General features: G+C 41.1%; 16 protein-coding genes. 13 read left to right on the top strand and 3 right to left on the bottom strand.

Features of this window, described 5'->3' with window-relative positions; genetic code table 11:
* Positions 1 to 388: 388 nt before the first annotated feature.
* Positions 389 to 1,006: a DDE-type integrase/transposase/recombinase gene (locus AC3E9V_RS20865; protein WP_488750105.1), complete on the bottom strand. Its 618-nt coding sequence runs from the start codon at positions 1,004 to 1,006 to the stop codon at positions 389 to 391.
* Positions 1,007 to 1,079: 73 nt separating this feature from the next.
* Here AC3E9V_RS20865 and AC3E9V_RS20860 point away from each other — a divergent pair, with 73 nt between their 5' ends.
* From AC3E9V_RS20860 to AC3E9V_RS20810, 11 genes are all read left to right on the top strand, one after another.
* Positions 1,080 to 1,754: a DUF4332 domain-containing protein gene (locus AC3E9V_RS20860; protein ID WP_488750104.1), complete on the top strand. Its 675-nt coding sequence runs from the start codon at positions 1,080 to 1,082 to the stop codon at positions 1,752 to 1,754.
* 381 nt (positions 1,755 to 2,135) lie between these two features.
* Positions 2,136 to 3,269 (top strand): serine hydrolase domain-containing protein, encoded by a 1,134-nt coding sequence (locus AC3E9V_RS20855; protein ID WP_488750103.1) that lies wholly within the window; start codon positions 2,136 to 2,138, stop codon positions 3,267 to 3,269.
* Between the two features lie 362 nt (positions 3,270 to 3,631).
* The gene (locus tag AC3E9V_RS20850) at positions 3,632 to 5,758 is read left to right on the top strand and encodes an SBBP repeat-containing protein (protein ID WP_488750102.1); all 2,127 of its coding nucleotides are present in this window, start codon (positions 3,632 to 3,634) and stop codon (positions 5,756 to 5,758) included.
* 83 nt (positions 5,759 to 5,841) lie between these two features.
* The gene (locus tag AC3E9V_RS20845; protein ID WP_488753677.1) at positions 5,842 to 6,000 is read left to right on the top strand and encodes an ATP-binding protein; all 159 of its coding nucleotides are present in this window, start codon (positions 5,842 to 5,844) and stop codon (positions 5,998 to 6,000) included.
* Between the two features lie 96 nt (positions 6,001 to 6,096).
* A complete protein-coding gene (locus AC3E9V_RS20840) occupies positions 6,097 to 6,834 on the top strand; it encodes a helix-turn-helix domain-containing protein (RefSeq protein WP_488750101.1) in 738 nt (245 codons plus the stop codon).
* A gap of 130 nt (positions 6,835 to 6,964) precedes the next feature.
* A complete protein-coding gene (locus tag AC3E9V_RS20835; RefSeq protein ID WP_488750100.1) occupies positions 6,965 to 7,903 on the top strand; it encodes an NAD(P)-dependent alcohol dehydrogenase in 939 nt (312 codons plus the stop codon).
* An 82-nt stretch (positions 7,904 to 7,985) separates the two neighbouring features.
* Complete coding sequence (locus AC3E9V_RS20830; RefSeq protein ID WP_488750099.1) at positions 7,986 to 8,762, top strand: pirin family protein; 777 nt, start codon at positions 7,986 to 7,988, stop codon at positions 8,760 to 8,762.
* A gap of 16 nt (positions 8,763 to 8,778) precedes the next feature.
* Positions 8,779 to 9,024, top strand: a complete 246-nt coding sequence (locus tag AC3E9V_RS20825; protein ID WP_488753676.1) for an oxidoreductase — start codon at positions 8,779 to 8,781, stop codon at positions 9,022 to 9,024.
* A 117-nt stretch (positions 9,025 to 9,141) separates the two neighbouring features.
* Positions 9,142 to 9,726 carry a helix-turn-helix domain-containing protein gene (locus AC3E9V_RS20820; protein WP_488750098.1) on the top strand — a complete coding sequence of 195 codons (585 nt, stop codon included), beginning with the start codon at positions 9,142 to 9,144 and terminating at the stop codon, positions 9,724 to 9,726.
* Between the two features lie 80 nt (positions 9,727 to 9,806).
* Positions 9,807 to 11,474 (top strand): serine hydrolase, encoded by a 1,668-nt coding sequence (locus AC3E9V_RS20815; RefSeq protein WP_488750097.1) that lies wholly within the window; start codon positions 9,807 to 9,809, stop codon positions 11,472 to 11,474.
* A gap of 300 nt (positions 11,475 to 11,774) precedes the next feature.
* Complete coding sequence (locus AC3E9V_RS20810; RefSeq protein WP_488750096.1) at positions 11,775 to 12,425, top strand: hypothetical protein; 651 nt, start codon at positions 11,775 to 11,777, stop codon at positions 12,423 to 12,425.
* Positions 12,426 to 12,570: 145 nt separating this feature from the next.
* Here the strand turns inward: AC3E9V_RS20810 and AC3E9V_RS20805 are convergent, their stop codons facing one another.
* A complete protein-coding gene (locus AC3E9V_RS20805) occupies positions 12,571 to 14,415 on the bottom strand; it encodes a tetratricopeptide repeat protein (RefSeq protein WP_488750095.1) in 1,845 nt (614 codons plus the stop codon).
* A 390-nt stretch (positions 14,416 to 14,805) separates the two neighbouring features.
* Complete coding sequence (locus AC3E9V_RS20800; RefSeq protein ID WP_488750094.1) at positions 14,806 to 15,144, bottom strand: L-rhamnose mutarotase; 339 nt, start codon at positions 15,142 to 15,144, stop codon at positions 14,806 to 14,808.
* A 134-nt stretch (positions 15,145 to 15,278) separates the two neighbouring features.
* Between AC3E9V_RS20800 and AC3E9V_RS20795 the strand changes: the two genes are divergently transcribed.
* Together AC3E9V_RS20795 and AC3E9V_RS20790 are read left to right on the top strand one after the other, a co-directional pair.
* A complete protein-coding gene (locus AC3E9V_RS20795; RefSeq protein WP_488750093.1) occupies positions 15,279 to 17,717 on the top strand; it encodes a glycoside hydrolase family 2 TIM barrel-domain containing protein in 2,439 nt (812 codons plus the stop codon).
* A gap of 156 nt (positions 17,718 to 17,873) precedes the next feature.
* Positions 17,874 to 19,202: a hypothetical protein gene (locus AC3E9V_RS20790; RefSeq protein ID WP_488750092.1), complete on the top strand. Its 1,329-nt coding sequence runs from the start codon at positions 17,874 to 17,876 to the stop codon at positions 19,200 to 19,202.
* Positions 19,203 to 19,241 lie beyond the last annotated feature (39 nt).

Below are 19,241 nucleotides of genomic sequence, written 5' to 3'. Positions count from 1 at the left end.
AGCGATGATGTTGCCGGCAGTTTTGGTTATTCGGTGTTGACCAATTATAAGTGAATAAATCTGGTCCTCCTATGATTTAAGCCTCTGGCTTCCATATCATCATAATTGTCTCCGCTACTGTAGCCTGCATCCGTTAAGATGTTTACACCTCCAGTCGTTTGTATCCGTCCTATAAAGCTCATCTTTCAAAAACAGCCTAATACCGGTAACCTTGTGTGATGAAGAGACATGACCATGAGCAGATGCTTGGCCTCTATGAGCAATGGCAGGTGTCTGGAGAGAGCAAGACCGATTTTGCAGTAAGTCAGGGAATCCGCCCTGGTTGTACCAGTGCATGTACTTTTCGATGTGTTGTTTGGCCTCATAATAGCTGGTAAAACTGAACCGGTCAATGAGCTCCCGTTGCTGGATGGAATGGAACGCTTCTTATGTAAGCGTTTTCTTCCGGCGTTGCTACATGGGTGAACTCCTGCTGGGCCTCCAGCTCCCGGAGGGCTTCACGGACCTTGCGGGCGATGAACTGTGAGCCGTTATCGTTGCGGATGATCACACCTTTCAACCCAAATCGAAGGTCGAGGTTTCTCATCAAGGCCACCACGTCAGTTTGTCGGATGCTGCGCTGAAAGATCCAGCACAGGATCCTGCGGCTGTACACATCCATCACAGCCAGTTGATAGTACCATCTGCTTTCTCCACACACCCAAATCTGAAAGTGGGCTTCCCCTTTTTTTAGCAGCTCATCCTTTACTTCGATCTCTAATGCTTGCTTGGCTATGATCTTCTTCAGCCGGATATTCTCTTCTTCCAGATTACGAACTTGCGGATCTACCTTCCGGTAACCAGCCTTTAGACCTTCCTTCCCATTGGACAGGTACTTCTTCCTCCAATAACTGAGTGCCGAATGTGCCAGGTTGTATTTACGGCAGGACTCTGTCGAACCTTCTCGTTCTGCTTCCTGCAGGATACTGTACTTCTCCTCAGGTGTGAATTGTCTACGCTTTTTCATTTCTCCCTAAATTTCATAATGACTAAATTGATTTTAAAATTTAGTCCAGTCTTTTAGGGGGCTAAGACATGAAATGGGGTATTATATTGATTTGAAAAGTATAAGTATTGATAAATACAAGGAGGTTTTAAAAACTGCCGAATTAATTCCAAGTTGGAAAATTTTGGAAAGGGATGTGGGTAAAAATCTAGATATTATTAAAAAATGTAATATAAAGGATCTTGATGAATTACTAATGGCCCTTAAGGACAAAGACAGGGTTCAGGAGTTTTCGAAACGGAGCGGATTGCAAGAGGATTATTTAGCTGTTCTTAAAAGAGTGGTGAATGGTTATCGACAAAAACCAAATAGGATAAAAGATTTCTCATGTGTCACTGAAGACATTGTTGTTAAACTGGAAGAAGCAGGAATAACAAATACGCTTAAGTTATATGATATGATACTGACTGATGAAAAAAGAGAAGCGCTTTCAAATAAAACAGGAATTAGCAAAGATGAAATAACGAAGCTTGCGAAATTGACCGACCTTTCCAGAATAAGGTGGGTAAACCACACATTTGCATATGTGTTATTAGAAGCTGGATATGATACTGCAGAAAAAGTAGCAAATGCTGATTACCAAGAGTTATACAAAGTAGTTAAACAACTTAACGAAGAGAGGAAAATATATAATGCACATATAGGAGTTCGAGACATGAAAATGGTAGTTGAGGCTGCTAAAGATTTAAATTTTGAAATAGAATACTAAGGTATTGAGAAAGCACGAACGCACAACATTTTGTATAAGTAATGGCAGGTAAAGTGCTAAATATCAAGGTTTGTAGCCCGCTCAAACTGTGTCGCGGTTTGATGGGAAAGTGCCACGCAATCTGCCACTACTCATAAAATTTACCATTGTATGTTATTATCAACATCTAAGCATTTTTGGGGAAGGCTACAAAATTAAAAAAGCGTACCTGGCACACCGTGAAACACATTGCACTGACAGTCAAATTTGAATAATACACACAATAAACAGCATAGCGGCTTGATGGATATGAAATTTCAAAAGCGTAGCGATTTCTCACATCCACCCGTCGTAACTAACTACTTTTGAAACGCAACTTTATAAACCTTTTAAGGATAAAACATGAAAATATTTAATGTGTCCCGCTTACTATTTACGCTTTCGATTTCAGTACTAATCTCTTGTAAATCAGAGGTTGAAATTGATTTTAATTCTTTTGGTCCAAACCCCTCAAGTAATGCTGGCAAAGGCGTAAGTCTAATTGAAAGAATGAACCATTATAAAGTGCCAGGAGTAAGTATTGCAGTGGTTGATGGTGAAGGAGAAATGTGGGCTAAGGGGTTCGGAATTGCTCATACCCTTAATGGCGATAAAGTTGGTACAGAAACACGCTTTCAGGCTGGTTCTATTAGTAAACCCATAGCTGCGTTAGCCATCCTAAAGCTTTATGAGGAAGGGAAAGTGGATCTTGATAAAGATGTAAATATCTATCTCAAGGATTGGAAAATTCCTGAGAATGAATTTACCGTAGATCAAAAAGTGACAGTAAGGAGATTGTTGACACATACAGCAGGAGTTACAGTTCACGGTTTCCCCGGGTATCTTCAGAGAGACTCTATTCCATCCATACAAATGATTCTAAATGGAGAGGGAAATACAGGTCCCATTTACGTGGACACAATTCCAGGAAATATATGGCGGTATTCAGGAGGAGGTTATACCATTATTGAAAAATTGGTTGAAGATATCAGCAGTTTGTCTTTTGAAGAATATTTGGCTGTAAATATTTTGCAGCCAATTGGAATGAGCAATAGTACCTATGAACAGCCTCTCCCAGCTGATTTACATTCTATGGCAAGTGCCGCCTATAAAGATAATGGTGAAATTATAGAAGGACTGTGGCATAATTATCCAGAACAAGCGGCTGCAGGATTATGGACAACCCCTACTGATTTAGTCAAATATTGTACTGAGATTCAGAAAATACTTGCTGGAAAAACAAATGGAGTGCTTTCCAGGGAAACAGTAGCATTAATGCTAACCAAGCACATGAACAATTGGGGACTTGGCGTTTCATTAGGAAATGACCATGAGTCTTTAACATTTGGTCATCGAGGTAAAAATGCAGGGTTTACAAATTATATGGTTTCATTCGTACACAAAGGCCATACACTTGTTATCATGACCAATGGAGACAATGGCGGTAGACTTATTGATGAAATACAAAAATCAGTTTTTAATCACTATCACTGGTAATGTAAAAACAAGCGGCTTTTGAATCAAAACTACCCAACCCCAATCAATCTCTAAATAAATATCTCCTGCATAAGCTAGCACTCTGGCCACATTGGTCCGGGTTTGGTGGCTATGTCATAAAATCAAAAGAGACTTCTCATACGCAGTAAGTAAAAGTGCTCGGCCAGAGGTTTCCAGCTTGCTTTTTCCATCTAAAAGGTGTTATTTACCCGAGATATATTTTGAATAACACGCAGAGTGAGTGTTAGTAGGATGTTATATTCCTCTGCTTCAAAGCAAGACAATACGTGATAAAAAAATAGTATAACCTAATCAAAGTAAATAATGCAATTCCGACCTTGATCCGGATAAAAACAAATACTATGAATCTAGTGAAAAATATAACAGGAGTAATGTTTCTTCTAATTAGTACAACCTTATTTAGTCAAATAAATGACTGGTCCGCAAATATTGGAGGATCGGAAAACATATTTGTGACCTCCATTGATTTAGACAATTCTGGCAATATTTATAGCGCAGGTTACTTTGCGGGAACAGCAGACTTTGATCCTGGAGAGGGATTAGTCCTTTTATCCGCTCCTTCAGCTGTAGGATTTAATAAACCTACCGATATTTTTATTCAAAAAACGGATGCTGATGGAAAGTTGCTATGGGTAAAACAATTAGGGGGTACAAGTACCAATAAGGCTCAATCACTAGCTGTTGATAGCCAGGGAAATGTCTATATAACCGGGACATTTTGGGATACGGTCGATTTTGATCCTGGACCCGATTCAACCTTTCTCACATCAACAGGCTTTACCGATATGTTCATTCTCAAACTGGATACGGATGGCAACTTTATTTGGGCAAAAAATGCCGGGCTCATTGGTAATGGCCTTGCTTTGGACACTCTGAATAATGTATACGTGACTGGCTGGTATGAAGACACAGTTGATTTCGATTTTAGTGAAAACGTTTTCAATTTAGTTTCTAATGGTTCTTTTGAGGTTTTTGTCCTTAAGCTGGATACTGATGGAAACTTTGCCTGGGCCAAATCAATGGGCGGTTCGGGTGCGGATTTTGCTCATGCCATAGCTGTTGATCAATCAGGCAATGTCTACACCACGGGTACCTTTCGGGGTAATGTAGATTTTGATCCTGGAGAGTTTGTGACTAGCCTTACCTCGGTGAATGGCCCTGGAATAAAAGGGCCTTCAGAAGATATTTTTGTACAAAAACTGGATACTGATGGCAATTTTATATGGGCTAAATCAATGGGCGGTTCAGAAAGCGATATTGGCATGACCATAGCAGTGAATGCTGATCAACAAGTTTTTGTTTCAGGCAAATTTGCCGGCACCTCTACTTTTGGTTCAGATGGAGGTTCTCCTGTTACACTTATCTCCAGCGGATCCATAATCGGTAGCTCAGAGGGCACAGATGCCTTCATTCAAAAATTAAACGAGAATGGTTCCTTAGCTTGGGTAAAGCAGATAAAAGGTATAGGGGATTCAGAGGGAAGATCGGTGAAAGTAGATCCTGATGGAAGTAGTTATGTGGTAGGAACCTTCAAGATATCTTCAGACTTTGACCCTGGCACTGATACATTGGAATTTGTGTCAGGGGGCGAAGGAGGAATTCCTAATGGCTTCTACATTAAGTTAGCAGAGAACGGAATCCTTCAGGAGGCTAAACATTTTAAAGCATCTCAATTGGCTAATGTTAACTCACTTGCGCTGGACGGATCAAACAACATTTATTTAACTGGTGACTTTACCAACTCATTATCAACTAACCCCTGTGACGAGGCAGATTTGCTAAATGCAGAAGGGTCTAGAATTAATATCTTTGTACAAAAGTGGAGTGCCTGCATCACAACTTCCAGCAATTTAACCCAAGTATCGTGCGATAGTCAGCTTTCGCCTAGTGGTAAATATCTATGGAAAGAAAGTGGAATATATTTAGATACCATTCCCAATTCTTTGTGCTGTGATTCTGTAATTACAGTTGACTTAACAATAATCAAAGTTGATAATTCCATTTCCATTGACGAGACATCCCTATCCGCTTCATCGATGGAAGGCGCAACTTATCAATGGAAGAATTGTGAAAGCAACGAAGTACTTGATGGGGAAACAAATCATACCTTTACCGCATTATCTTCAGGCTCATATGCCGTAGAAATTAGCCAAAATGGATGTGTATCTACTTCTGAGTGTGTAGAGGTAGAGGTGTCTATCCCTGTTTTACACACCAAAAATCCTGAAAATGACATTTCCATTTATCCCAACCCAGTGTCGTCCGCTGGAAAGTTTTTTATTGAGTTAGGATCAGTAAGGGCGCAGATCGCTATAAAACTTTATAAGATAAGTGGGGAGCTCATTTATGAGACCAATACCACTCCTGATCAAAGGATCATGATGGATATTAAAGGTTTGCCTGGGATTTATATTTTGAAAGTATCAACAACTGATCGAGAATTCACCATGAAGCTCATCAAAATGTAAGTATACATTTATGTCAAATTTAATAATAAAGGACACCTTAGCATTTTGGGAGAACAATATATAGGAGGATTGTTGGAAGATAACTGATTATCACAATAAACAAAGAACCTAAAGAATGGGCAGAAGTACTACAAGATAAGGTTTTAACAACAGCTCTACTAGACAGAATTCTTTACAGATGTGAGATTGTAAAACTTGAAGGAGGTAGTTACCGTATGCAGAACCGAAAAACCATCTTTTAGGCTAATTTTAAACCCGGAAAATGTACATCCCTATTTTCCTTTTCTGTACATTTCAACTTGCCAAAAAATGTACATTGTTGCTTGCTGGTAACAAATATGATCAAACAATCATTAAGCCCCTTTATTCTTGCCTTAAAGGCACGAAATCTTACTGTAGAAATACACCACCATTCGGCCTTTCAAATGGTTTTGTCAAATGACACGCCATTCGATTCCACCATTAATGGGCAGTTGTGCGAAAAAATACATGGTTTCATAATCAGACCACAGGTAAAACATCATTGTGTGGCAGAAAATGGGACGTTAAATGTGGTGAATATTGAACCTTATTCTAACATTGGGCTAGAACTATCAAGCAGGCTTCAGCCCAGTCAGGATTGTTTGGTTTTCAATTCGCCAACAGAGACCAGTTCTTTCTTTCATTTGGAAAAAGAAACCCTTGACATTTACACCATCGTCAATGCCATATTATCAAAAATCCCTGATTTGGATTACGATGAAAGAATTTCCCAAATTATAGAATACATTCATGCCAACTTTGCTAACCAAGGCATCACACCCCAAACATTTGCCGACATTGTTTTTCTCTCACCTTCGAGACTAGCCGCATTATTTAAGGAACAAACCGGCAGTAGCCTGTCAAAGTATTTATTGTGGACAAGGTTGCGTCAAGCAATCATTCTGACGCTTTCAGACAAAAACAGGAGCCTAACGGATATCGCTTATGCCACTGGTTTCTACGACCAGTCCCAATTCAATAAGTATATGTACGAAATGTTTGGAATGCCTCCCAAAGCATTAAAGCTCAATAGTGATTTAATACAACTGTATTAATCGATCTTATTCCGCTGAGGAATTAGAATTAATACATCAGCGTCCCGATCACATCAATACAGTGATTTGATACAAGTTTGAGGACCTTGAGCTCTGCACCTTTGTACTATAAACTAAAAAAAACAGTACAATGAAAGCAATAGCGTATCAAAAGTTTGGCAATACAGAGGTGTTACAAACGGTAGAAGAAATCAGACCTTCTATTCAATCAAATCAAGTTTTAATAAAGGTCAAAGCCGTTTCTATCAATCCCATGGATTGGAAAATCAGAAAGGGTGAAATGAAACTGATGTCTGGCTCCAAATTCCCTAAACATACAGGAGTAGATTTTTCCGGGATCATTGAAGATCCAGGGACGTCTAACTTCAAAAAGGGCGATGAAGTTTTTGGTGTAGTAAAAAACAACATGAAAGATGGCGCATTGGCTGAATATGTGGCTGTTCCATCATCTTTAGTTTGGAAAAAACCTGCAACACTGAGTTTTTCAGAAGCCGCTTCTATTCCTATTGTAGGTGTAGCTGCCGTAACAGCCCTGCAGAAAATGGGTACCATCAATCCGCAAACCAAAATTCTTGTTAATGGCGCAACAGGTGGTTTTGGAATGTTTTTACTTCAGCTGTTAAAACAAGAAGCTGCTGATATCACAGCCGTTACCAGTACCAAAGGCTTGGAGTATGCGCAAAAATGGGGAGCCAATAGCGTGATAGACTACACCAAAGTAGATGTACTTACTCAAGCTACCACTTATGATATCATCATTGACCTATCGGGTAAAATGGGTTATGCAAATGCAAAACGAATAATGAACCCGAAATCATTATTCTTAAACCCGGTACCACAGCCCATTGACATCCCTGCTTCACTGCTCAAGAATTTATTCACAGGTAAAAAACACGTCGTAATTCTATCCAGTCCATCCTCAAAAATCATGGACGTACTTCTTTCAGCAATCGACAATGGCTTGCAAATAGAAGTGAATAAAGTGCTTCCCTTTGAGCAAACCGTGGAAGCCTACCAATATGCAGAAAAGGGCGGTTATGTCGGCAAGGTAGTCGTTGAAATCGACTAATTGCTCTCACAGAACGGTGATTTGATACAAGTTTTCAGCCTTGCGGCAAACCACCTTTACATCATAGATAAAATCAAAGAAAATGATAACGAAGATTGATAATTCCATAAAATATGGTAAACAAAGAGGTGGATTTGGGATACAGATTTTGTGTCCTGGTCTTATCCGCCCCCAGCTAAACGATACGGGTTTTGCCACCATTGGCAGAATAGACCAGGCTATCATTACCCCCGGTACATTGATACCCATGCACCCACATCAGGATGATGAAATACTTACCTACCTGCGAAGTGGAAAAGTAAAGCACCTTGACTCAGAAGGTTTCACCGACACTATTTCCAATCAGAAACTCATGATGATGAATGCTGGTGCACGCTTTTATCATGAAGAGAAAACCTTGATAGAAGGAGGTACACTGGAAGGCTTGCAAATATTCATCAGGCCGGAAGCGGGTGGATTAAAACCCATGGTTCAATTTCATGACCTACAAGAAATATACAGCATCAATCAGTGGCGGAAAATTGCTGGTAAAGGTGATGACTATCCGCTGCAAATAAGAAGCAACACCTGGCTGATGGATACACGCCTGAAGCAAGGCATTCAAATCGAACTTCCAAATGACAATTCCTATAACATCGCTTCCCTATTCTATGTGTTGACCGGTAAAATACAGGTAAATGAAGATACGATTATCACATCAGGCGAAAGCGTTTTGATAGAAAATGAAAGTCCCGTTTTCAAGGCTTTAGAGACAAGCGATATCGTACTCTTCACCACACAAACGGACGCTGCTTACTTTGAAGAAGGCATGTACAGTGGCAATCAAAAACAATTAGCGAGTCAAAGGTCAGTGATCTGACACAAGTTTAAGGCGAATAATCAAACTTACCCCTGGTATTTATACACAGGAGCAAATTGATGCCTGGAAGAAAGTTACAGATGCCGTTTATTCCCAGGGAGGTAAAATCATTGCATCTAATGGATATTTACCCAATCAGTTCCTGGCAGAAAGTGCAAATCAAAGAACAGATGAGTATGGGGGAAGTTTTGAAAAAAAGGCAAGGTTCATTTTAGAAATCATGCAGGAGTTAATCGCTGCAGTAGGTAGACACATTCGCTAAAAATCCATAGGCTTACTTCGCTACTTGTAAAGTGTTTTGATATCAGATAGTTTTAAAGAAATTAACAGAGGCCAATCCTACGGTTTTTAGCTTGCTGTTAGCAGTTATAAAAGTAGAATGAATAAAGAAGTTTCCAGGGAGATTATAAAAGAAGCCCGAACCAATAAAGGGTTGTCGCAGGAGGCTCTTGCTGAGCTATCCAATATTTCACTTCGAACCATTCAGCGTATTGAAAAAGGCGATGTAGTTCCTCGTGCCTCAACTCTGAAAATACTTGCTGATAAACTTGATTTGAACATTAGCGAACTGACAAATAAGAAGCCTGATGTATTGAATACGGAATCCGGCATCATCAAAAAGATGAATTTATCCATTATTATTTCATGTTTAATTCCCTTGTGCAACATTATTTTACCCATGGCTATTTGGAAGTATAACACGAGGAAACTTAATGAAATGCAATATTTGGCTGGTAAAGTACTCAGCTTTCAAATTATCTGGACAATAGTGGCGCTTTGTATTTTGTTTATGTCCGTTTTACTTTCAAACCTAATTACAGGAGAAGCCGGAAATAGCCTGTTTGTGTCATTAATCACCTATCTTATATGGGTGCTTTTTAATATCATTTTTGCATTGAAACATATGCATGAATTAAGTCATGGGAAGATTCAGACGCTTTCCTTTGTTCCTAATTTTTTCTAAAAACATTCTTTTATGCAAATGGCGTAAAAGTGTCGCAGGTGTGTCATAAGCTTCTTACCATCTACTCCATACATTTGATCATGTTAAATTTTAAAACAACTAACATGAATATAATGGTTAAGAATGCGACAAACATAATACTGATAATTGTTATATGTTTATCCCAAACTGCTTGTACAAATAACCCGAAATCACTTGATGAGCTCATGCAGGGCTACGCTGATAATGGAAGAAGAGAAATAAATAGTCCTTTTTCCGGAGCAGTATTAGTTGCAAAAAACGGACAGGTGATATTTAAAGAATCATACGGCTTTAAAGACAGAAAAAACAATACACCCAATTCTGTAGATACGAAATTTCCAATAGCCTCAATAACCAAGCAATTTACGGCCATGCTGATCATGCAAATGGTAGAAGAAGGAAAATTAAAATTGTCTGATCGGGTCTCCACAGTACTACCTTTCATACCTTCAGCCTTTGGTGACCAAATTACCATACATCAATTGCTGTCGCATACTTCTGGCTTACCTCATTATGAGGGGCTCATAAAATTGGGCATAAACAGGGATACTTTTGTCTCCAGTGCCTATACCCCAAAGGAGCTGGCACTGCTAGTAAGCAAGGTTGAACTTATTTACCAACCCGGAAGCACCTTTCACTATAGTAGCCTGGGATATCTGCTTTTAGGAGCCATCCTTGAAGAGGTTTCAGGTCAATCTTTTGCCACATTATTGAAAAACAAAATCACCAGACCACTGGATTTAAAAAACACTGGATTTGAGTCTAATGAATTTATGAAAAAAGAAACAGCCAAAGGCTTTGACTTTATTGAAGATGAGACATTCTGGATGATATTCTCTAAATATGGGGGCGATTTTCAACAGGCAGCTTATAGAGATCAATCAAGTAAATATAGTACCGGAGGCATGTATTCTACTGTTGAAGACCTGTTTATCTGGAGTGAGGCGGTAAGAAAAAATACATTATTGAGTAAACAAGCAATGAAAAGAATGTTCACTCCTAACCGGCAGGGCTATTGCTATGGCTGGTTCAGAAATTCAGATGATCTGATTGAAAGAAACACATCTGTTAAAATGTACTCACATGGAGGTGCACTGGATGGTTATCGTTCATCTATTAATTTATTTGATGATGGTACAACTATAATATTTCTGAGCAATGTTGCCCCTGTTAAAGAACCAGAGCTGGTGCATCAGTTATATTTATCAGTACATGGTCGCGAGGATAATTACAGAATGAAAGGTTATCCCGACAGAGGTTCCTTAGCTGAATTTGAAGAGCAAGGAGGTATGAATGCATTGAATCATTATTTCAGCAAATTATCAGACCTATGTGGTTATAAGGTGTTACCATCCGAATCCTCCATTGGACATCTTATGTATCTTTATTACAAAGATGGAAACGAACATAGGGGTGATAGTTTAAAACAGGTTTATTTTTCTTCTTACAAACCTACAGAGTCAGCTATCAATAGACTTGGATATGATTTTATGGATAATAATTGTGAAACTGCTTTGGTGTTTTTTAAAGAAAATACCAAACGTCACCCGCAATCTCCAAATGTCTGGGATAGCCTGGGAGAAGGATTTCTAAAGTGTGGGAATTACAAGGAGGCGGTTAGTAGTTATTCCAAAGCGGTAGCCATTGCTAAAGAGATAAGTGACAAAGATCTGAAAGTCTATCAAAGGAATTTGGACTATGCCACAAAGAGTCTAAACTCTCTTTAATATTATAAAAATGACAAAACTGCTGACAAATGCTTTTCATGAATCATGCCGAATGCAACCATGCCCGAATTTGGAGGAATTGACGGAGGAGATGGAATTGGAGGGCTAATAATGTCGATTCTCCTTTGGATATCTATAACGATTGCGATAATTGTATTTCTATTCCTATTCGAAGCACTTTTCTGGCTTTCATTGTTCATAATAAAGGCTGTATATCAACTGTAGCTACTGCACTAACCCACACAGAAAGAACCGCTTTTTAGTATATTGGGGCAATATTGACTTTTTTATTGAGGAGTTATGGAAAATTATAAGTCACTAAGCTCCAGCGGACTTTTTGGGCTGTTTTTCTCACTTCAGGCTCTTGGCTATTTGCACGGCAGTGAAATATTTGGGTCAGCAAGGCTTGAAAATACAGTTGCTTTCGGGATTTACCACCTGGCTAATGTTTTTGAACCTCATGGGCCATTTGCGTGGCCTTTATCCCCTTTGCTCTGTGGGCTACTTTTAATTGTAACACCATTTCTGGAATCAGGATCAAAAAACACTGATAAACGGTTTAATGATATCTACATATGCCTCATGATCCCATTATCCCTTTCGATCCTCGAGGTTTCTATAATCGGACCGGCAGAAGCTGCTGACATGGTGCATGGTTTGCATGAATTTCTAGGCTCGCCTGTTCTTGTAGCCATACTTTACCTGGGAGTTTACTTGCTGCTGACAGGGCTTTGCTGGAGATACATTCATGTGATCAAATACAGGACAGAAAGCCTGACAAAGATGGTTCCACGGGAGTTATTAGGGACAATTGTCATTATATGGCTGCTCTATGGCTGCTATGAGGGTGCGCGGTTTGACGGAGCGTTAGATAAACTTACGGTACCTCACGAAAGGTCCCTGATCCATAAGTTCTTTCCGGAAGAAGATGTGGTAGATGGTGGTAACTAGTGGCAAGTCAATGCTTAAATGACGGGTAATCCGGATGTAGATTTTGAACCGGATCAAGGCAAAAATTTTGAGCATAGCCATAGCTATGTGATGATTTTTAACGATGACTAGCCTTGCCACTGTTTTTTACAAGTGATATTTTTTATCAATAGATAACGCTCAGTGGAAGTTTATTGTCAAACCTTCCTTTGAGTTCAGGGTGCTGTTTCCCCTGGGTATCAGTGGATACCTGCCGGTATACATATTCATAAAGTTCCCTGATCTCCACCAGGCCGTTGCTATCCTGGTCCCCGGCACCTTTCAGCCCCTCCAGGAAGTAATGGGTAAATACGCCGTGTCCACCTCCCCAACGCGCGTTTTCATAGCTGTATTCGCTACTTGACGAGGCGGTAAACATCGCCATACCATCAGTAGCCAGTGCCATACCCAGCAGGAGCTTATTGATCATGGAAGCTTCAGCTTCTCCCCGCATGCCACCTACACTTAGTCCTGCTCCACCGGAATGACACGCATCGGCCACCCAGATCTTTTTCTTAGCCCGTGATCGGCCAAATATCTTTTCAATATCAATCTGCGAAACACCGGTTCCGCTCAGGTTGGTTTTGTCCGTATCATAACCCAGAAAATACACTTCATTGCCTACCGGATCCGGCTGTCCGTGACTTGCGATAAAGAGCAAAACCATATCACTTTCAAAGGCCCGGTAAAATTTATCAGTTAGTGCTTTGATGATATCGGCACGTTTAGCCTGTTCATTGGTAAGCAGCACCACATGATCACCGTCCAGGGCTCCGCCGGACGGGCTTCTGAAAAACTCATACACAGATTGGGCGTCTTCATCTGCATAGCTTAGGTTCAGGCTTTCATCCTGGTACTCCGAGATCCCTACGATCACCGCCCATATCTGGGGCAACCTTTTTGCTACAGGTTTCACGGTGTTGCCTTGCGCTGAGGGGCTGATGTTGGGTGCTACCAGGGCAAGCTCACGTTTGGCGTTTTCATAGCCGGGGTTGATCTCCAGGGCTTTTTTGTAGTCAGCAGCGCTGGCTGAATAATTTTCCATATAGTAATAAGCCAGTCCGCGTCGGTAATAAGCCTCATAATCAGAGGGTGCGAGCTCGATCACCCGGTTAAAATCCTCAATGGCGCCCAGGTACTCTTGCAGGTAGTGCTTGGAAAGTCCGCGATTATAGATGGCATCCCGGTAGTCCGGGCTAAGCGCTATTACCTTATCAAAGTCCTCCAGGCTGCTGGCGTATTCTCCCAGGTAATATTTGCAGAGTCCTCGTTGGTAATAGCCATTGGTATAATTGGGGTCTATTTCCACCGTTTTATCAGCGTCCGAAATGGCGCCCTCATAGTCTCCCAGGTCGTATTTGATCAGTGAGCGTTGGTAGTAAGCATTGGTGTGTGTCGGGTCCAGCTCTATTTTTTTGGTCACATCCACTAAAGCCCCCGTGTAATCACCCAAATAGTATTTAGCCAATGACCTGTTGTAAAAGGCTGTGTGGTAGGTTGGGTCCAGCTCCAGGCATTTCGTGTATTCCTCGATCGCTCCAATGTAGTCCTGAAGGTAATATTTAGTTAGCCCAAGGTTGTAATAACTTAAGTGATCGGTGGGATTCAGCTCGGTCACCTTCCTGAAATCCAGCAGAGCATCCTCGTATTCCTTATTTTCCAGCCGGATAAACCCGCGCTCAAAGTAAGCTTTCTCAAACTTATCATCCGCCTTTATGGCATTGGTATACTCCTCCACAGCCTTATCATCCTTGTAGAGCCAGTAGTAAGTAAGTCCCCGTTGATAGTAGGCTTCCGGTTTGTTGGGCCGAGCTTCAATGGCCAGGGTAAAATCAACCAGAGCTCCAGAATAATCCTTGTTGCTGAATTTGGCCTTTCCGCTGGTCAGGTAGTCTTCGTACTTCTTTTTCTGTGCGAGTACAAGACTGAGGGTTATAAAACCCAAAACAATGGTAAAGATCACCCGTTTCATTTGAGGTCAATTTGGGTAAAACCTACCTTTAAGTTAAACCTGAAAGGGCAAAAAATTAGCGATCCGGAAGATAAAATTTCAGGACCTAACCAATATTCTGTTTAGAAACCCATGTACGAGCTACTTTATATAACAAATTCAACCACAGAGTCTTCATTATTCGGAAACCGGCCTTTTTCCAGCAGATCTCGCTGAGTTTCGCAGAATTACATAGTTTGTTAGTATTAAATCTGCGTCAATCCGTTAAATACGAAGTATTCATGAACATAGATGAATTATAGAGTACTCCGTGAATAAATCAGCGGGAAATTAGAATATAAACGCTTTGCTTTCTCAGCGCTCCTCTGTGGTTAAAAAACCCTTCAGTGAAAGTGGGATCAATCGTAGCAACTATTCCAGAAAAAACACCCTTTCTCCGGGTATCCATTTCAGCTCTTTTTCCCACGGAAGCGCCTGCTGAAACTTGCTTTGCATAAGCGCTTCCCATTCCTGTACTTTCTCATTGGCTGCATCCATTTTGGCTTTTCGCTCCAGCGAAAAAGATTCATCCACTTCCAGGATCATAAACAGCCGATTGCCTAAAAGGTAGATCTCCATGTCTTTTATCCCGGAATCATAAAGGCTTTGGATAACCTCCGGCCATACATTGCCCGGCTCGTGGTATTTTTTGTATTCGGCGATCAGTTTCGGATCATCTTTCAGGTCCAGACCTAAGCAAATTCGATTCATTTCTTTTGATTTTGTTTTTTGTATATTCAAACGGATTTTTCCTCACAAACGCCCCCGCTTTTCAGGACGGGTCAGGACAACAATTGACCATAAAACTACTAGCTTTTCCGCTCACTGGAAATTAACCCTGAATTATGCGAAAAACACTTTTTCTTAACGCTTTCATTTTATTCCTTTCTTTATCCGTTTTTAGTCAGCCTCGTGAGGATCTGCGGATAAATTTCGTCTGGAAATTTAAGCAAAAGGATGTGGAAAACGCGCATCTTTTCACCTTTGACGACAGTGGCTGGCAGACAGTCCACCTGCCGCATGACGCTTCTATTTATGGTCCCTTTGTTCAGGACAGCCTGAATAGTGACCGCAAAAATGGCTTCCGTCCGCGGTTAAAGGGCTGGTACAGGAAAATTTTGGTCCTGAATGAGGTGGAGGCAACAAAAAGGTATTTCCTGGATTTTGAAGGGATCTATCGTGATGCCAAAGTCTATTTCAACGAGAAAGAAGTAGCCCATCGCCTGAACGGTTACGAAGGTTTTGAAGTGGAAGTCACCGACCTGATCAGGAATGGTGAAAACCTGATAGCAGTAAGCTATGACAACACAGACATGGAAAGCTCCCGTTGGTACAATGGCGAGGGTATCTACCGCGATGTTTGGTTTAAAGTGCGGAATGACAGCTATGTGGTGGATGATGGCACTTACATCACGACACCTTTTGTAAGTGATGAGCGGGCCACAGTACGCATTCAGACAGAGGTGCTCAATGATGCTGATGGGTCAAGAGAGATTGAGCTTGTATCTGAGATCTACGATCCACACGGAGTGGTGGTCGCCAGGACCCAAAGCATAGTCCCCGTAGCAGCTGGTGAACTATATGTTTTTGACCAGCAGGCAGACCTTTCTGCTCCGGAGCGCTGGGATTTGATAAACCCGGATCTCTACACCGTCAAAAGCATTGTTTCAGCAGACGAAAAGACCCTGGATCTGCTGCAGACTTCATTTGGGATAAGGACCGTAGCATTTGATCCGGATAAAGGTCTGCTGCTCAACGGTGAAAAAGTATTGGCGAAGGGGGTGAATATTCACCATGACCTGGGTCCGCTGGGCGCTGCAGCTTTTGAGCGCGGCTTTGAGCGGCGGCTGGAGGGATTGAAAAAGCTGGGGTGTAATGCCATTCGTCTGGCTCATAACCCACATGATGAGTTTATCCTGGACTGGTGTGATCGCAATGGAATGCTGGTATTTGACGAGGCCTTTGACAAGTGGGACAGCCAGTTTTTCGGACAGGGAAGTGACTTTGAAGATCACTGGCACTCCAGCCTGGAAGCCTTTATTCGCAGAGATCGCAATCATCCGTCTGTTTTTCTCTGGAGTGTAGGCAACGAAACCCGGCAGCAGCGGGACCCGAAGGCCAACTTTGGGATACCCCTGATGAAGGAAATGGCAGATTTTGTGCATAAGCTGGAACCATCGCGGGAGGTAACCTGTGGGTTGCATCCATCACGAAAGAGTGGAGCTTACCGAACCGAAAACTATTACCGCGAAGGTCCGCCGGAGATGGAATTTTACATGGATGTGGTCAGCACCAACTACCGGGAAGAGTTTTGGCCGGTGGACCGGGCCAACTACCCGCAGCTTACATTCATCCTCAGCGAGGCTCAGGCCGGGAACCTGGGGAACGAATGGTTCAATTTCAATCATGACTATGGTGTTGGTTTGTTTTACTGGGGAGGTACAGACTACATAGGCGAGTCGTTTGGTTGGCCTGCTAAGGGCTGGCCCAACGGGATCATTGACTGGAATGATCACTGGAAACCTTTCAGCTATTACATCCATAGTTTGTACAGCGAGGAGCCGATGGTGCACATCACTGCTTATGACCCCAGTGATGAAACGGATAAATACTGGAATGAAGTAAACCTCCGATTTCAGCCCATGTTTTCGCATTGGACATGGGAGGGGAAAGACTCTGTACGCATGATCACTTTTTCCAATGCCCAGGAAGTAGAGCTGTTTATCAATGGAAGGTCCATGGGGACAAAACAGGTTCCCGAGGAGTATTATACCAAAGACATCAAGGCCTACACTGCGGATGAGTATGACCCGGATAACCCGATCAATACCGGTCCGGAGATCCACAAAAAGCTGGAATGGGTAGTTCCCTATTCCGCCGGGACGGTAAAAGCTGTAGCTAAAATAGATGGTAAGGTGGTAGCCGAGCATGAGTTAAAGACGGCAGGGGAGCCGGATCGCATTGTGCTGGAGCCGGACAGGGAAGTGATCGATGCTGACGGACTGGATCTCTCATACCTTACCGTAAAAGTGGTAGATAAGAATGGGGTTCTGGTGCCGGATGCCTCTCACCAGATCACCTTTGAAGTGTCAGGCGCAGGAACCAATGCCGGGGTAGGCAATGCAGATGTCATCAGCCATGAACCCTTCCAGGCGGATAAGCGAAAGGTCTTTCAGGGGAAAGCGCTGCTGGTGGTGCGAGCTGGCAGAGAGACTGGCACTATAAAGGTAAAAGCCAGTGCAGCGGGCCTAAAATCTGCGAAAGCAACGATCATGGTAGAGTAGGAGAAGGGTGAGAGGTGGAGGTAATCCATATATGCCTGTAGCCAAGAGTGACTTTGCGAGTATAAAAAACTATTAGATTAGTGTAACTATAGCGGAAATAACCCAAGTTTTTATTGGGTTATCCGGTTGTTATAGCCAATAATCGAATCTGAAAGAATGAATCCTATAGACGAAAAGGGAAATATTGGAGAAGAATTCGTAAATGAAATAGCTTACAAATCTTTCTTAGAATATTGGTGTTATCCAAGTCCAAAAGATGAGAAAGGCGATAAGAAAGAAATAGCCGACCTACTCATAATATTTGGAGATAATTTGATAATTGTCTCTGTAAAAAACTATGAGTTCAAAGATTTATATCCCAGATACTTCAGAAGAACCATTGAAAAGGCAGTAAAACAGATTTATGGTGCAGAGAGAAAACTTTTAAAGAATGATCGGGAAATTTTTATTAAACACACTAATAGAGGTACTGAAAAATTTCCAAGAGAAAGGATCAAAAACATTTATCGAGTAATAGTGAATCTAGGTGAAGGATTAAAATTTTATCCCTTTAATGAAGAAACTGCTGATGAAAAGTTTATTACAATACTTGATAAAGCTGCTTTTCAAACCATTGTAAGAGAGCTAGATACTATTCCTGATTTTCTCCAATATTTAAAAGAGAGGGAAGTATTTTTCTCAGATAAAACGGTAACTATTATGCCCGGAGAAGAGCAAGACTTCTCTATTGATACCGCTAAACAGTTCTTTGAATATGAAGGTAAAAAAGTATCAACAAACGAAGGTGATAAGCAAAACATATTACTGTCTGGAACTGAACATGATTTACTTGCCAGTTACATTGAACATGGACGAACTTTTTCTAAACATATCAGCTCTAAAGAGTATAACCAGATGTTCTTGCAACTAGATGGGAGCTGGGACACTTTCCAGAAAAGTGAGAAAGTGAAAATGAAGAAGGAACTTGACAAGAATAGCTATTTTCTTGATGAATTGGTTAAAAGAGAGGTACTAACAAATATAAATGAAGGTTCAATTAACCTTGCCACGGCATTAATGTCTTTTAATCGATTTGACAGAAGGGTTATTGGTAATAATATTATGCAATTCTATGGCGCATATGAAAATACCGAAGGTGATTTCTTTGCAAGACGATATTTCGATTTTGATGGCAGAGGAGTAGTTTTTGCATATTACACGAAAGAAATGCCTCAAGACTTGGTGAATAAACTTCTCAGTCTTACGATGGACAGTTTTTGTGTGTACTCGAATTATAAGAGTAATTCCATGATTATGATAGCTACAACGCATAAATTTAGCCAGTTCAAAATGGGATTAATGGACAAAGTTGAACCATTTTCTAAAGAGCAGGAAACGCAGATTAGAAAGAATGTGGAATTACTGGGGTGGTTTACAAAAGTGGAAGAATATAGAATGAATGAACAGGAATATCCCGAAAACAAAAAAGGCTATAACAAATGTTGACGTTGCACAACCCTAATTTTCCAGAGTAAGAATTGGCTA

The sequence above is a fragment of the Marinoscillum sp. HNIBRBA16962 genome (assembly GCF_057801515.1).
Note: the sequence above shows the minus strand (reverse complement) of the source record. Positions and strands in the feature narration are given on the sequence as shown.

What these genes read in the sequence shown, in the direction of transcription:
- AC3E9V_RS20855 (WP_488750103.1), top strand. Translation starts at nt 2,136, where the DNA reads ATGAAAATATTTAATGTGTCCCGCTTACTATTTACGCTTTCGATTTCA.
- AC3E9V_RS20800 (WP_488750094.1), bottom strand. Translation starts at nt 15,144, where the DNA reads ATGAATCGAATTTGCTTAGGTCTGGACCTGAAAGATGATCCGAAACTG.
- AC3E9V_RS20840 (WP_488750101.1), top strand. Translation starts at nt 6,097, where the DNA reads ATGATCAAACAATCATTAAGCCCCTTTATTCTTGCCTTAAAGGCACGA.
- AC3E9V_RS20835 (WP_488750100.1), top strand. Translation starts at nt 6,965, where the DNA reads ATGAAAGCAATAGCGTATCAAAAGTTTGGCAATACAGAGGTGTTACAA.
- AC3E9V_RS20805 (WP_488750095.1), bottom strand. Translation starts at nt 14,415, where the DNA reads ATGAAACGGGTGATCTTTACCATTGTTTTGGGTTTTATAACCCTCAGT.
- AC3E9V_RS20795 (WP_488750093.1), top strand. Translation starts at nt 15,279, where the DNA reads ATGCGAAAAACACTTTTTCTTAACGCTTTCATTTTATTCCTTTCTTTA.
- AC3E9V_RS20820 (WP_488750098.1), top strand. Translation starts at nt 9,142, where the DNA reads ATGAATAAAGAAGTTTCCAGGGAGATTATAAAAGAAGCCCGAACCAAT.
- AC3E9V_RS20815 (WP_488750097.1), top strand. Translation starts at nt 9,807, where the DNA reads ATGTTAAATTTTAAAACAACTAACATGAATATAATGGTTAAGAATGCG.
- AC3E9V_RS20865 (WP_488750105.1), bottom strand. Translation starts at nt 1,006, where the DNA reads ATGAAAAAGCGTAGACAATTCACACCTGAGGAGAAGTACAGTATCCTG.
- AC3E9V_RS20860 (WP_488750104.1), top strand. Translation starts at nt 1,080, where the DNA reads ATGGGGTATTATATTGATTTGAAAAGTATAAGTATTGATAAATACAAG.
- AC3E9V_RS20790 (WP_488750092.1), top strand. Translation starts at nt 17,874, where the DNA reads ATGAATCCTATAGACGAAAAGGGAAATATTGGAGAAGAATTCGTAAAT.
- AC3E9V_RS20810 (WP_488750096.1), top strand. Translation starts at nt 11,775, where the DNA reads ATGGAAAATTATAAGTCACTAAGCTCCAGCGGACTTTTTGGGCTGTTT.
- AC3E9V_RS20830 (WP_488750099.1), top strand. Translation starts at nt 7,986, where the DNA reads ATGATAACGAAGATTGATAATTCCATAAAATATGGTAAACAAAGAGGT.
- AC3E9V_RS20850 (WP_488750102.1), top strand. Translation starts at nt 3,632, where the DNA reads ATGAATCTAGTGAAAAATATAACAGGAGTAATGTTTCTTCTAATTAGT.